Source organism: Streptosporangium sp. NPDC049046 (genome assembly GCF_040649155.1).
Lineage (GTDB): Bacteria > Actinomycetota > Actinomycetes > Streptosporangiales > Streptosporangiaceae > Streptosporangium.
Map to the genome: position 1 here is coordinate 1 of NZ_JBEZEZ010000005.1, position 14,193 is coordinate 14,193.

The 14,193-nt window shown below is 70.4% G+C and carries 12 protein-coding genes; 3 read left to right on the top strand and 9 right to left on the bottom strand.

The window, feature by feature from the left end; translation table 11 throughout:
• Positions 1-134 precede the first annotated feature (134 nt).
• The 3 genes from AB0B96_RS08105 (at position 135) to AB0B96_RS08115 (ending at position 2,970) form a co-directional block, all read left to right on the top strand.
• Complete coding sequence (locus AB0B96_RS08105) at positions 135-1,913, top strand: DNRLRE domain-containing protein (RefSeq protein WP_362897165.1); 1,779 nt, start codon at positions 135-137, stop codon at positions 1,911-1,913.
• A gap of 158 nt (positions 1,914-2,071) precedes the next feature.
• On the top strand, positions 2,072-2,350 hold the full coding sequence (locus AB0B96_RS08110; RefSeq protein ID WP_362897166.1) for a hypothetical protein: 279 nt from the start codon (positions 2,072-2,074) through the stop codon (positions 2,348-2,350).
• A 95-nt stretch (positions 2,351-2,445) separates the two neighbouring features.
• A complete protein-coding gene (locus AB0B96_RS08115; protein WP_362897167.1) occupies positions 2,446-2,970 on the top strand; it encodes a hypothetical protein in 525 nt (174 codons plus the stop codon).
• Positions 2,971-2,986: 16 nt separating this feature from the next.
• Here AB0B96_RS08115 and AB0B96_RS08120 read toward each other — a convergent pair whose 3' ends face one another.
• The 9 genes from AB0B96_RS08120 to AB0B96_RS08160 form a co-directional block, all read right to left on the bottom strand.
• The gene (locus AB0B96_RS08120) at positions 2,987-3,424 is read right to left on the bottom strand and encodes a DUF1540 domain-containing protein (RefSeq protein WP_362897168.1); all 438 of its coding nucleotides are present in this window, start codon (positions 3,422-3,424) and stop codon (positions 2,987-2,989) included.
• A gap of 215 nt (positions 3,425-3,639) precedes the next feature.
• A complete protein-coding gene (locus AB0B96_RS08125; protein ID WP_362897169.1) occupies positions 3,640-4,440 on the bottom strand; it encodes a TetR/AcrR family transcriptional regulator in 801 nt (266 codons plus the stop codon).
• A 12-nt stretch (positions 4,441-4,452) separates the two neighbouring features.
• A complete protein-coding gene (locus AB0B96_RS08130; RefSeq protein WP_362897170.1) occupies positions 4,453-5,883 on the bottom strand; it encodes an MmgE/PrpD family protein in 1,431 nt (476 codons plus the stop codon).
• Positions 5,880-6,920: an LLM class flavin-dependent oxidoreductase gene (locus tag AB0B96_RS08135; protein WP_362897171.1), complete on the bottom strand. Its 1,041-nt coding sequence runs from the start codon at positions 6,918-6,920 to the stop codon at positions 5,880-5,882. Before AB0B96_RS08135 ends, AB0B96_RS08130 begins: the two co-directional genes overlap by 4 nt.
• Positions 6,917-7,780: an alpha/beta fold hydrolase gene (locus tag AB0B96_RS08140; protein ID WP_362897172.1), complete on the bottom strand. Its 864-nt coding sequence runs from the start codon at positions 7,778-7,780 to the stop codon at positions 6,917-6,919. The genes AB0B96_RS08135 and AB0B96_RS08140 overlap by 4 nt, the downstream gene beginning before the upstream one ends.
• 76 nt (positions 7,781-7,856) lie before the next feature.
• Positions 7,857-8,798 carry an AmmeMemoRadiSam system protein B gene (gene amrB / locus AB0B96_RS08145; RefSeq protein WP_362897173.1) on the bottom strand — a complete coding sequence of 314 codons (942 nt, stop codon included), beginning with the start codon at positions 8,796-8,798 and terminating at the stop codon, positions 7,857-7,859.
• Entirely contained in the window at positions 8,795-10,153 is a 1,359-nt protein-coding gene (locus tag AB0B96_RS08150; RefSeq protein WP_362897174.1) for a hypothetical protein, read from the bottom strand. Before AB0B96_RS08150 ends, amrB begins: the two co-directional genes overlap by 4 nt.
• Positions 10,154-10,232: 79 nt before the next feature.
• Positions 10,233-13,658: a molybdopterin cofactor-binding domain-containing protein gene (locus tag AB0B96_RS08155; RefSeq protein WP_362897176.1), complete on the bottom strand. Its 3,426-nt coding sequence runs from the start codon at positions 13,656-13,658 to the stop codon at positions 10,233-10,235.
• Positions 13,655-14,185 (bottom strand): (2Fe-2S)-binding protein, encoded by a 531-nt coding sequence (locus AB0B96_RS08160; protein WP_362897177.1) that lies wholly within the window; start codon positions 14,183-14,185, stop codon positions 13,655-13,657. The genes AB0B96_RS08155 and AB0B96_RS08160 overlap by 4 nt, the downstream gene beginning before the upstream one ends.
• Positions 14,186-14,193: the final 8 nt, after the last annotated feature.

Here is a 14,193-nt window from a genome sequence, read left to right on the forward strand (position 1 = left end):
CCACCACCCCCCGCACACCATCGCTGGAACACGCCGCGCAATGGTCCATCTGGCGACGCCGTCATCAAGCCCGCGCCCGATGGTTCCACCGCCGTGCCCGACTGGCCACCGAATACACCCAGCTCAACTAACGAATGGCGGCTGCCGTACTAGGAGCGGGCACACACTCGGACGGCAGTAAGGCCCGCGCCTACCTGAAGTTTGACATGTCGTCCCTGGTTGGGCAGCAGATCAGCAACGTGACCCTGTCCCTGCTCAACATCGACGGCCCCAGCTGTGGCACCACGGTGGGCGACGGGATCCAGGTACGCCGAGTCACCAGCGCATGGAGCCCTTCTACCGTCACCTGGTCCATGCAGCCGACCAACACCACCGAAAACGCCGTCACCAACACCAGCAGCATCCGCTCGGGATCTTGTAATCCCGCTCCGATGAACTGGGATATCACCGCCATGGCTCGCCAATGGGCTGGCGACGTCGGGAACTACGGCCTGGTCCTCATGTCCCCAACCGAGCGCGCAAGCAACAACTACCGAGTCTTCCCCGCGTCCGAAGACACCGACTTCAACAACCCTCCCAAGATCACCGCGATATTCGACCCCATCGGCGGACCAACCGTCCTGTACCCGGCCGGCCCGGACGGCGTGGAGGTCATCCAGACCCCCGCGAACTGGCGCAGCGACGCCCTGCAGATGGCTGAACCTCTCGCGCATGCGCTGAGCGGAGCGCATGATCGCGTTGAAGCCAATTCCGGCGCACTCGCCACCCCGTACGCCGACATGGTAACCGGCCAGGTCATCGTGCCCGCAGCCACCACCGACGGCCGAGCCATCGGCTCCGCCGCTCTCACCGGTACTGCCTACCTCGACCTCAGGGGTACGGACTGGACCGTCCCCGGCACATACGAGGGGGATGACACCAACGAGGACAGCGAAGTCCCAGTGGGCGAGGCCGAGGACTACACCTTCGCCCCGCAAGTCCCTGATGTCACCAGGAGTTCGGCCCAACTGTCGACGATCGTAAGCGAAATATTGGAGGCGGATACCAGCCAGGTGCCCGGCGCAGACCGCATCGTGTCCGCCAGTGTCTGGCCTGAGCACAACCAGGTTCTCCTCACCGCCAACACTGTATCGACCGAGATGCGACTGGCTCTCGCCCAACGTTATGGCACCAACACCGTCGTGATCCGGCTCGATCCCAACGCTGTCCACGCACAACGTCAAGACAGTCGGCTAAACGACAACGACGGGTACATCAATGGCGCGGGAGCGTATCTCACCGATCAGAGCAGACCCTGCACCATGGGCTTCGCATGGTCGCTTCCCGCTGGCAAGCGGCTGATAACCGCCGGGCACTGCCTGGACAATTACACTGCGGGCATATTTTCCTATGGGCGCCGTGTACTGGGCACACATCTCTATGGCGAGGGTACCGTGCCCATACCGGGCCAGAGCGCGCTTCTCGGCGACAGCGCACTCATAGAGGTAACGAAGCCAGGCATCCAGCCGACAGCCTCCATCTTCGTCGGAAGTGTCAACTCCACGAGCAAGCGTTCCGTCAAGGGCAGTTTCCATCGCCGCTCCGGGCTGGGCGACCTGTACTGTGTCGGAGGCATGAAGACCGGACAAACTTGCAACTGGAAGGTTACCGACCCCAACACCGGCATTCGTGTCAACGACGGCAGGATCGAGAATGTTATAAAGGGTACGCATCCTTCAGCCTGCACTGACAGCGGCGACTCTGGAGGGGCTGTCTACATCATCGACCGGACCAGCGGCTATGTGGTAGCGAAGGGAATCCACTCCTCAGCCAACACGCCTCTCATCGGTGACTGCGACGAGTTCTTCACTGACATCAACTCCGTCCGCCAGGCGTATGGTGGCGATGTGATGAAGCGTAAACTGCCGTCGTAAGAGCAACAGAGAGACCTGACCCATAAACCATGCCTCTTCCGCGATTCCGTACCTTCTCCAGGGCACTTGTCATCGCCTCCGCGATACCGATCTTGGCGGCATGCACACCCAAATGGGAGCAGGTTCACCTCGCATCCTTGTCCACGGACGAGCGAACCTTGACCGTCAACCTGACCTTCCGCCCACCCGACGCGGAAGGCGAATTCTGCCAGCAGGTGAAGGACACGGAAGTATCCGAGACTCCGTCCCAAGTGATCCTCGGTATTCAAGTGGATGACAACTGCGGGTCATGGCCCTGGGAGAATGGATACCACCCGGACATTGGATACCGGTACCCCGTGGAGCTGAAGCTGAGAGCTCCGCTGGCTGGACGGGCTGTGATCGACAAAGAAACCCGTCAACGGGTCGACATCATTCCTTCGGAGGATAAGCCTTGACCAGCCAGCTCCCCTTCTAGCGGTCGTCGCAACACCCAAGCTCGGGGAGCGCGATGGACTCCGAGATCCGCGAAATCCGGTCACCTCAAGGGCGCATGAAGCTGACCCGTGAGCGGGAGGAATACTTCCGGCTCACGGGTCAAGGTTTCAGCAGCCAAGAGGCATGCCGGATCGTCGGGATCAACTATCGCACCGGCAAGCGGTGGCGAAACGGCTGGGCGCCGAACAAGGCCAACAAGGAGGGGGGCGCCACCAGCCGCCGGACCCTGGAACCTGATGGCACACCGCCGGTGTCCGGACTACTGGGGGAAGCTCACGGGCCATGGTCTCGGACGACCGCCTTCCTGCTCAGGAAGGCGCTGGAGTCGTGCATGCACGACTTCTGGCACCGCGCCCAACCCGGGGTGGAGCGGTGCCGCATGCGGACCCAGGTGCTCTGCCTGACGCGGTACGTCGATGAGAGCATCGCCCGGCGTGTCTCCGGAGCGTGGGCCGCGCTCAGCGCCGCCTGCCATTACCACGGCTACGAGCTCAACCCGACGGCCGGTGAACTGCGCGCCCTCCACGACGAGGTGCGTCTCATCGCCGAACGGCTCGGCCCGGCCCTGCCGTCGTTCTGATCCGGGCCGCCCGGTGTCAGGCGGGCGCGTAGGTGAGGCAGTCGATGTCCTGCTGCGCGTAGCCGACGACGATGCCCGACGCCTGGCACTCGTACTGGATGTTGTGCTGGCAGTCGGCCATCTTGCAGGCGCCGACGCGGCCGGTGTGGGTCGGGTCGCCCCCCTTCGAAGGGACCTTGAAGAAGGTCTCGCACTCGGCGTGGCTGCTGTTGCCGACCGTGATGGCGAGGGCGTGGCAGCTGTGCGCGGTGTTGTACGCGCACGCCTCGACCTGGCACTCGTTGACCGCGGGCATTTCCATGGTTGAAGCCTCCTGAGGCTCGGGCCGGCCCCGGGCTCGGCGAGCCGTCGCCGGGGCCTGTCGCCCGGTGGTCTGCTGGGTCGCCGCGCGGCGGTACGGTGCGTCCGACCGGCGGCGGGCCGCCAGGTCCTCGTCACGATCTTCTGTGCTCATGAGTCGGACATGACGCGGTCCCCGTTCCCGTACGCGGGATCGGGGACTATCCGGTTTAGTACCGCGCCCGGGTCGCCTTCACGCCCATCCCGCTCCCAAGGCTTCCCCAAGGGCGCTCGCGCGCATGCCCGTGCCGACCCGCGCCACCCGGACATGTCTCGGGTACGCGGACGCCCAACGGGGGCCGGGGCAGGCGGTCAGGCGGTCAGCTGCGGTTACCGTTTCTGCCGGTCGGCCGCCACGGAGCCGTCGTCGCCCGCCTCAGGTGCGGAGGCGCCGCCGTTGTGCGCGGCCAGTATGCCGCCGAGCATGAACTCCAGCCCGACCTGGAACTGCGAGTTGTGCGGCAGGTCGACGAGCAGCCCGGACAGCTCCACCATGTGGGGGAACTCGTCCGCCGGCAGCGAGGCGTAGAAGTGGCCGCGCTGGCGTCTGAGTTCGCGGGCGTCCTCGCCGCTCCCGCCCCAGGGGCGTGGCAGCTGGTAGGAGGCGAAGCCGATGGTGTAGGTCATGAGCGCCCCGTAGACCCGCACCGACAGGTCGGCCGACAGCCCGGTGGCGCGCAGGCGTTCGAGCACGCGCTCGAACGCTCCGCTCAGCGAGGTCCGGCTGGTCGTCGCGCGGGTCGACAGCAGGTGGATCACGCTCGGGTGGGAGCGCATCATCCCGAGCAGTGCGTCGGCCAGGTCGCGTATAACGGTCTCGGGGTCGCGGCCGACCTCCTCGGGCAGGCTGAGGTTGCCCAGGACGAGGTCGGCCATGCCGTCCAGGATCTCGTCCTTGTTCTTGAAGTGCCGGTACAGCGCCATCGTGCTGAAGCCCAGCTTGGCGGCGAGCCTGCGCATGGTGAGGGCGTGCAGGCCCTCGTGGTCGCCGATCTCGATGGCGGCGCGCAGGATGTGGTCGGCGGTGAGCGCCCGCTCGCTCTTACGGACGCCTCCCTCGGACGCCTCCTCCCCGTTGCGCGTCCCCGCACCGGTGTCGCGTGCCGTCAAACCGTCTTCCAAGGCTCTCACTCTCAGATCGTTTCACAGTCCCGCGGGCAGCAGACGCAGTCGCGCCACGTCCGTCGCCCGCTCCAGTGCCAGGCAGTCGGCGATGTGCCGCGCGGCTCCCTCACGCCCTCGCAGCAGCCGCTCCGCCTTGGCCGTCAGCTGGTCGCGCGTCATCGGCAGCGCCGGGTCACCCGGCGGATCCAGCACCACCCGCCGGTACGACCCGCCGGTGGACGTCGTCACCGTGACCTCGGCGCCCCAGTGACGCGGATAGGCGGCTCCCACGACCTCTCCCGCCTCGATCGCGACGTGAAGTCCCGCTCCGGAGTCGTCCACCGTATCGGAGATCACAGGTGCGGTCTCTCCCGTTCCGGACACGGCACCAGCACTCCTGAATATGGCGATATTTCGGATATCTCCGCTCAAGGTGGCGGCCACCACGAACGGAGCGCTCGCCGCCGCGGCGGCCGGGTCGGCGGGGCGCGGGTCGACGGTGACGAACCGGAGCGCGGCGGGGGGCAGCCCGATCCTGACCCCGGTCACCGTCTCGGGACGCAGCCCCTCGGCGAGCAGGTCCTCCAGCGCGCTCACCGCGGCGTGCAGCGGTCGGGCGCAGGGATAGGCCTTCAGCGAGCACCCCAGCAGATGCGGCGTCCGTGAACCCGCCTCGGCCGGTCGCCTGCGCAGCGTGGCGGCGACGGCGCCCTCCAGCAGGCGAGGATCGACCTCCATGCCCGCCGCGGCGAACCGTACCGCGTCCAGACCCGCGCAGGCCGACCTGCCGAGGGCGACGTAGTGCGCGTCGCCCAGACGGTCCGGCGGCAGCAGACCGGCCATACCGCCCGCCGCCAGGCCGATCGCGGCGAGCGTACGCTCTCTCGACAGCCGGTACAGCCGGGCGAGCGCGACGGCGGTGCCGACGGGACCGAACAGCGCGCCGGGCCACCACCGGTCGGCGTACAGGGCCGGGCCGCCGAACCTCGTGCCGACCTCGGCCACCGCCTCGTACCCGGCGATCACGGCGCGGAGCAGTTCGTCACCGCCGCGGCGCAGGGCCGTCGCGACGAGCACGGCCGGGGGGATCACCACGGCCGCGGGCAGGGTCGCCGAGGCGGTGTGGATGGCGTCGAACTCGTCCACGTGCGCCCGGGTGACCCCCGCCAGCATCGCCTCACGCAGGGTCGCCTCGCAGGAGACCGTCTCACGGAGCCCCCGGGCCTTGGCACCGCCGGCCGGGCGATCCGCCTCCCCCTCCTCGCGTCCCTCCCGTTCCCACCGGAGACCGCCCGCCGCGCGGAGCCGCCGCGCGGTGGGGTGGTCGGCTCCGGCGACGACGCAGGCCGTGGTGTCGAGCACGTGCTCGGCCGCCCGGCCGAGCAGCGTCGCGTCCGCGTCCACGGCGACGGCCTCCGCCCGGTCGAGTATCGCCTCGGCCAGCGGCACCTCCCGCGTCCCGTCGTTCACGCGCGGCTTCCGGATGCGGCGAGCACGTCGCCCAGGGCGTCCATCAGCTCGTACGGCAGCGAGTAGGAGCCGACGTGCTGCACCAGCAGGCCGGTGACGCCGAGCTCGCCGAGCTCGGCGAGCCGGGCGCCGATCTCGCCGGTCGTGCCGAACAGGCAGAACGCCTGCGCGAACCGCACGGCCGCCTCGTCGCTGACCCAGCGGCCCGCCACCTCCACGGCCAGGTCCCAGTCCTCGGCGTGGATCAGGTCCGGGTAGACCTCCCCCTCGTCGAACCGCTCGGGCACGTCCACCTCGATCCCGGCGAGCGCGAGCGAGGTACGGCCTCCGTAGCGGGCGATGGTCGCGCACACGGGCTTGAGGATCCGGGCGTCCCGCTCGACGTCGTCGGTGACATGGCAGTAGGCGGAGGCGGTGACCTGGATGTCCGCCGGGTCGCGGCCCGCCAAGCGTGCCCCCTCCCAGACCCGGTCGAGGCTGTCGGCCAGGTTGGCCGGGGCGATCCCGCTGAGCAGGATCACCCCGTCCGCGGCCTCACCCGCGTACCGCAGGTTCTTCGGGCCGCTGGCGGCCAGATGGATGGGCACGGCGGGGCCCGGATCGCGCAGGCGTGAGCGCGCGGAGCCGTAGTCCCACTCCTCGCCGCGCAGCAACGCGCGGACCTGCGCCAGGTGTTCGGTCAGCTCGGCCCTGGTGCTGGAGCGCAGGCCGACCGGTCCCACCGAGCTGTTGCCCACGCCCACGCCCAGGTGGAAGCGGCCGGGGGCCAGTTCGGCGATGCTGCGGGCGGCCGAGGCCACCACCGCGGGGTGCCGGGTGACCAGGTTGGTGACCGCGCTGCCGAGGCCGACGCGCTCGGTGCGAAGGGCCACCGCCGTGAGCGCGGTGAAGACGTCGCGCCACAGCAGCTGGGAGTCGGGCAGCCACACGTTGTCGAACCCGAGCCGCTCGGCGTGGGCGGCCGCGTCGGCGATCCGGTCGACCCGGTCGCAGGGCGGAAGCCGGATGCCCAGGCGCGGCACCGTACCGGCGCTCACGCGTTCTCCCCGAGGAAGGCCAGGTTGAGTTCGTTGAACCGCTCCGAGTGCTCGTGCTGGGGCCAGTGGCCGCACTCACCGAAGATCTCCAGCCGGGAGCCGGGGATGCTCGCGTTCATGCGATGCGCCTCGGGGATGTCACCGAACGGGTTCTGCGCACCCCACACGATCAGGGTCGGGGCGGTGATGCGCGCCATCTGCTCGGGACTGAGCAGGTCCTCGCGGCGGTTGTCCATCTCCTGCAGGCACAGCAGGTTGTCGACCCGCTTGACGAAGTCGGGGCGGTGGTAGATGTCATGCCTGACCTGGACGAGCTCCTCGGAGACGTCCTTGGCCGGGTTGTGCATCAGCAGGTGGAGCCGCTTGCGGGTCAGGTCGATGTCGTCGGTCTCCACGGCCAGGCGGGTGCTGGTCTTGATCCGTGCCATCACCTCGGGGTTGGCCACCGTACCGCCGGGGGCGACCAGGGTGAGCCTGCCGACCCGCTCGGGGTGGTCGGCGGCGAGGCGCCCCGCCACCCAGCCGCCCAGCGACTCCCCCACGAAGTGGGCCCGCTCGGCGCCGATGGCGTCCAGGTAGGCGAGCACGTGCTCCACGTAGCGGGGGATGCGGTAGGGCTCGTCGATGCCGTCGGTGTAGCCGTGGCCGACCATGTCGATGGCGTGGCAGGCGTAACCACCGGCCACGTGTGCCGGGAGGTTGCGGATGAACGCTTCCAGGTGGCCGCTGGTGCCGTGCAGGAAAACCACGGGCTCGCCCGTACCTGCCTGGAGCGCCCGGGTCCTGAGACCTCCGGCGTCCACGTATCGAAGGGTGTGCTCCACACCGGTCAGATCGGTCCAGATACTCATCTGCTTCATGCCTTTCTTCGGAACACGGTTCTGGTGTGCCGGTACGACGTGCTCGGACGTCGTCCGGGCCGGGACAGGAGGGAGGTCAGGCTTCGGGGAGCGGATCGAGCACCGCGACCGCCATACCGGTGATCCAGGTGTCGATCGGCTCGTAGGCGAGGACGCGCCCCTTGGCGGCCCCGACGGCCCTGGACATCGCCACCCAGCTGCGGATCTCCTGTGCCCCGTTCCCCGCCTCCTCCTCGATCTCCGCGCTGTCCTTGGCGACGATCTCCGACAGGTCGCCCGCCATGAGGAGTTCGAGGAAGCGGCGGTCGAACTCGGGGTTGATGTCCGCCTCTGCGGCTCTGATGATCTGCCTGCGCCGCACCTCGTAGTCCTTCCAGGAGTCGCGGCCGTTCAGCCACGCCTCGACGAGGAAGCGGTCGTCGTCCGACATCGCCGAGAACCACTTGGGCCACGGCAGGCGGTGCGAGAGCCCGCCGGAGGCGACCACGAGGACCCGCTTGTCCTGTCCGTCGGACTCGATCGCCCGGCGCAGCACGGCGCCGAAGGCGTCGCAGCGCGCGAGCGAGGGCAGCGGCGGGGCGAACATGTTCATGACGACCGGCACCATGGGCACGTCGAGGTCGGGCAGCAGGTACTGCAGGGCGTGGGTGATGCCGTGGTCGACCTGAAGCCGCAGTGAGAACGCGGCGTCGAAGTCCGCGGCCGACAGCGACCACATCAGCTTCCTGGCGAGGTCGGTGTCGACGGGGAGCGGGCCGCCGGGGGTGCCGGACTCGCCGCTGCCGACGCACTCGGCGACCCCCACGGTGAAGGCCGGCATCAGGTCGAGGAAGAAGCCCCGGAAGTGGTTCGACCCGATGACCACCACCGCGTCGGGCCTGGCCGCCTCGACGAGCTCGCGCGCCTCGTTCAGGCCGGCCCGGAAACGGCGGGCGTCGTCGCGGTGGGCGACCTCGTCCCAGTTGGTGTTCATGAGCGTGCTGTGTGAGGCGCCGACGCCCAGGACGATGCGACTCATGCGGTGATACCCACTTCTTCTCGGGTGCGCGTGCAGGTGTTGACGACGGTGCGGATCACGTGGCGGGTCAGCCTGCGCATCTCGCGCAGGTCGGCCACGTTCATTCCCGAGGGGAAGTCCACCGGCAGCGGTCCCTCGGGCCCGACCCTGGTCATGCCGATGCGCGCGGTCGGCAGTCCCCGGCCCCGCAGGATGTTGGCGTCGGTGGCCCCGCTGTTGGCCAGGATCGGCTCGTGCGGCCGGCCCTCCTCCGCCTCCCACGCCTCCACCGCCGAGCGGACGATCCAGTCGTCGGCGGGTGTCGCGGTACCGGGGATGGACAGGACCATGTCCCACTCCACCTCCAGCTCGGGAAAGGCGGCTCTGATCCGCTCCACGGCCGCGCCGAACTCGCGCCTGACGCTCGCGGGCGTGCTGCGAGGGCTGGTACGGAGGTCGACCATGAACCGGCACAGGGCGGGCGCCACGGCCGGCATCCGCATCCAGCCGCCCTCGATGGCGCCGATGTTGCCCTGCGGCGCGACCGTGTCATGCGTGTGGCGGGCCGTGTACTCGGCGAACCACGACTCCAGCTCGGCGGCGACGACGCCGGCCCCGAGGATCGCGTTGCGGTAGTCGATGCGGTGGCGGCTGCCGACGTAGGCGTAGCTGCCGCGCACCCGCACCTCGAACCAGCACAGGCCGACCTCCTCCCAGGCCACGGCCCAGCCGGGCTTGGCCAGCAGCGCGAAGTCGGCCCAGACGCCCTGTTCGAGCATGAAGGAGCAGCCGTTGCCCTGACCCGCGTTGTAGCGGCGGGTGTGGGGGGCGGTGCGCTTGTTGGTGGGCATGCCCCCCGCTCCGAGCCCGACGATCACGTCACCGCGCAGCGGCACGCCCGCCCGCCTCAGCGCCTCGGCCGCGGCGACGAGGCAGGCACCGTGCCCCTTGGGGTTGCTGGCGCCCAGACCGATGACGTACGGGCCCTGCCGCACAGCCTCGGGACGCAGGTCGTGGCGGAGGGTGTCACCCACCCACGGGACGTCCTCGGACTCCTCGCCCACGGTCAGCGTGTCGATGGGAGCGTAGAGCAGCAGGTCCGGCCCGCTGCCGTCGCCGCGCAGCCGTCCCACGGCGTTTCCCTGCGTGTCGTCGACGGGCTGGTAGGCGGCCTCCAGGCCGGAGCCGGCCATCGTCGTGGTGAGCCACCGGGCCAGTTCGGCCTCCTCGCCGGTCGGGCTGGCGATGTCGGTCATGCCCATGACGATCTCGGCGAGCCTGTCGGTGTCGAGGACGGCCTCGGCGGCCCTCACCCACTCCAGCCGCCGCTCGTCGAGGGCGGTGTCTGGCGGGGGTCCGCCTCGTGGATCACTCACGATCATCGAATCTCCTTGGGGGAGGTCAACGGCCTCGCCCTCTCTCGGGCGGGATGTCCCGCCGCGTCCGAACCGGTCGTCATCGGGGGGTGTCCAGCAGCCGCTCGGCCGCCTTCTCGGCGAGCCCGGCTGCGGCGTCGAGCTTCCAGCCGTTGTTCGGGAGCGGGTGCGCGTGGCGGGTGAGCCGGTCGTCCACGATCTCGCGCAGGCGCACCGCGGCATCGGCTCCCGCCTCCGTGCCGTCCAGCGCGCGCTCGACGTCGCGCGGACGCCACGGGGTGGGGGCGAGCGCGCCGAACACGACCCGGGTGTCCCGCCAGCGGGTGATCGGCTCCCCGGGCACGGCCCTGGTGGAGATCGCGACCGAGGCGACCGCGAAGTCCCCCTCCCACAGGGAGAGCTTCTCGAACACGCAGGCGCGTCCGGCCTCCTCGGGGACGGTGACCGAGACCAGGAGCTCGCCCTCCTTCAGGCTCGTCTCCCCCGGTCCCGTGTACAGCTTCGCCAGCGGCACCGTCCGGGTGCTCCCGCCGCCGGCGATCTCGGCCACGGCGTCGAGCGCGATCAGCACCGTCGCCAGGTCGGACGGGGTGACCGCCTGGCAGCGGTGCCCGTCCACGGCGGCGTGCTGGAAGCGGTGGTCGCCGAGGATCGCGTAGCACGGGCTGCTCGCGCCGTTGCGCTTGTAGCAGGGGAAGTCGTTGCGGAAGAACCAGCAGCGCTTGGCCTGCAGCAGGTTTCCCGCAACGGTCGCCGCGGCGCGGAGCTGGGGGGAGGCGATGGTCTCGATCGCCTCTTTCAGCGCGGGCAGCCGCTCTCCCAGCTTCTCGGCCACCTCGGCGAGGGTGACGGCGCCGCCGATGACGACGCCGCCGCCGACACCGCCGGTGATGCCGCGCATGGCGGGAATCCTGGCCGTCGACACCAGAACGGCGGGGGCGATCAGCCGCTGGCGGCGGCTCGGCAGCACGTCGCTGCCGCCGCCGTACGCGAGGGCGCCCTCGCTCAGCGCGGCGCACGCCTCGGCCACCGACTCGGGCCTGCGCACCTCGCCGATCTCCGGGGCCGGGCCCACCTTGTCGTCGAGCCTGCCGTAGGGCCCGAACCTGGTGCCCCAGAGGTCCAGCAGGGTGTGGACGCCCCTGGGGTACAGGGCCCGCAGCAACGCGATCCACCAGCGGCCCGGCCGCCGCCACAGCCGGTGGTCACGCCGGCGGCCCTCCTTGGCGGCGAGTGCCGTCAGGATCTTGTCCGGGGTGATCGGCAGTTCCCTGACGCGGACGCCGACCGCGTCGTAGACCGCGTTGGCGATGGCCGCGCCGGGCGGGATGATCGGGATCTCGCCGACGCTCTTGGCGCCGTAGGGGCCCGCGTCGTCGTGGCCCTCGACGATGACGGGCCTGATCGGCGGGACGTCGGCCGCCCGGGGCAGCGCGTAGTTGACGAAGGCGGGGTTGGCCACCCTGCCGTCCGTGCGGACGACCTCCTCGCCCAGTGCCCCGCCGATGCCGTGCACCGCGCCACCGATGATCTGGCCTTCGACCATGGTCGGGTTGATCGCCCGCCCGACGTCGTGGGCGGCGACGTAGTCGACGACGGTCACCTTTCCCGTCCGCCGGTCGACCTCGACCTCGGCGCCGTGCGCCGCGAAGGAGTAGGTGGGAGACAGGTTCGCTCGGTCCTCGCCGGGGGCGATCATCTCCGTGCCGTCCACCCGGTAGTGGCTCTGACGGGTCAGGACGTCACCGTCGAGCCGTACCAGGTCGGCGATCGTGACCTCCTCGCCGCCCGCGTGCGCGGAGCCGTCGCGCAGCTCGACCTCATCGGGGGCGCGTCCCAGCTTCTCCGCGGCCAGCTCACGCAGCCGTTCGGCGACGGCCGCGGCCGCCTCGCCGGTCGCCATCCCGGACATGTGGGTGGCGCGCGAGGACCACGCTCCGAGGTCGAGCGGGGTCAGCTCGCCGTCCATGGACAGCACGTCCACCCGGTCCAGCGGCAGGCCGAGCTCCTGCGCGGTGATCTGCGCCAGGATCGTGTTCTGGCCGGTACCGGCGTCGGACCCGCCGAACCGTACCCGGGCGCGTCCGTTCTCGAAGACGTCGACGGCGGCCTCGCTCAGGTTGGCGAACTCGTAGGCGTAGGCGCCCGAGCCGTGGGCGGCGCACGAGACGCCGAGTCCGCGTCCCGGTGTCCTGCGCGCGCGTTTGGCGTCCCAGTCGAGTTCGGCGCGGACCGCGTCCAGGCACTCCACCAGCGCGCTCGTGGTGAGCCGGTATCCGCACAGCGTCTCGGTGTACGGCTCGACCGCGTTGAGCCTGCGGATGTCGATGGGATCCATGCCGAGCTTCTCGGCGATCTCGTCGATCTGGCTCTCCATGGCCAGGGCCACCTGCGGCGTGCCGTACCCGCGGTACTGGCCGCCGGGCTGGGTCGCGGTGTCCACCAGCCGCGCGTCGAAGCGGACGCCCTCCACCCGGTAGACGGAGCCGAGCGTGATCACCCCGACGCGCATCACCGAGGAGCCCATGTGCGAGTACGCGCCGTTGTCGACGTTGACCTCGGTCTCGAAGGCGCGCAGCCTTCCCTCGGCGTCGGCGTAGGTGCGCAGCCGCGTCTCGAAGCGGTGCCGCGGCTTGTTGGCTGCGAACTCCTCCTCGCGGGTCAGTGCCAGCAGCACCGGCCGTCCGCTCTTGCGGGCCAGGGCGGCGGCCAGCACCTCGTGTTCGGAGGCCTTGGACTTCGAGCCGAAGCTGCCGCCGGTGGCCACCTCGCGGCAGATCACCTGCTCACGCTCCAGGCCGAGCAGGTGGGCGACCTCCTTGACGACGAAGTACGGCGCGTGGGTGGAGGTCCACAGTTCCATGACCTCGCGTTCGGAGTCCCAGCGGGCGAGCGTGGTGTTGGGTTCCATGCAGGCGTGCACGACGCTCGGGTAGACGAAGTCTCCTTCGGTCATGACCGTCGCCGCGGCGATGCCCGCCGCCGGATCTCCCCAGGTGCTGTTCCACCGGGTGGCCACGTTCGGCTCGACCGGTCGCTCGTGCAGGGTGCGGGCACCCGGCCGCAGCGCCTCGGCCACGGTGAGCGGCGCGCGCAGCGGTCGCAGCCGCAGACGGATCGCCGCGACCGCCCGGCGTGCCTGGTCCGGGGTGTCGGCCGCCACCGCGGCGATCTCCTGCCCGACGAACCTGACCACCCCGTCCGCCAGCGGAGGCCGGTCGGACATGTGGCCGCCGCGGTGTATGTAGGTGATGCCCGGCGCGAAGTCGGCGGCGGTGACGACGGCCCGCACGCCGGGCATCCCGAGCGCGTCGGTGACGTCGAGGCCGGTGACCCGCGCGTACGGCACGGGCGAGCGCAGAACCGCGGCGTGCAGGTGCGCGGGTTCTTTCAGGTCGGCGGTGTAGCGGGTCCTGCCGAGCGTCCGCTCCTGCCAGTCCAGCGGCCGGGCGCGGCGGCCGACCTGGGTGTCCTCGGGGCCGGCGGGGCCGTGGGGGCCACTCATGCCCGCTCCTGTTCCACGGCGTCTTCCGCGACGTCTTTTACGGCGCCTTCCACGGTTTCTTTTACGGCGGCGCGACGCCGGGCCGTCTCGCACACGGCCTCGACGATCGCGGTGTAGCCGGTGCACCTGCAGATGTTGCCCGACAGCTCTCGGCGGACGTGTCGCGCCGCCCGCTCGGGTGCGGCGGGCAGGCCGCCCCTGAGCAGGGCCGTGGCGTGCACGACGTGGCCGGGGGTGCAGAAGCCGCACTGGAAGGCGCCCCGGTCGGCGAAGGCCGCGCGCAGGTCGGCGCTCTCCTCCGCGAGCCCCTCGGCGGTGGTCACCTCCTCGTCCACGAGAGCGGCCAGGGTGACGCACGACAGGCGCGGCCGGCCGCCCACCAGCACCGTGCACGTACCGCACTCACCCCGCTCGCAGGCGAGCTTGACCGAGGTCAGCCCGAACTGGTCGCGGAGAAGCGAGGCCAGTGTCGTCCCCGGCGCCGTACGCACGGTCCGGGCCGCGCCGTTGACTGTGAAGCTGTCCATCGAAACTC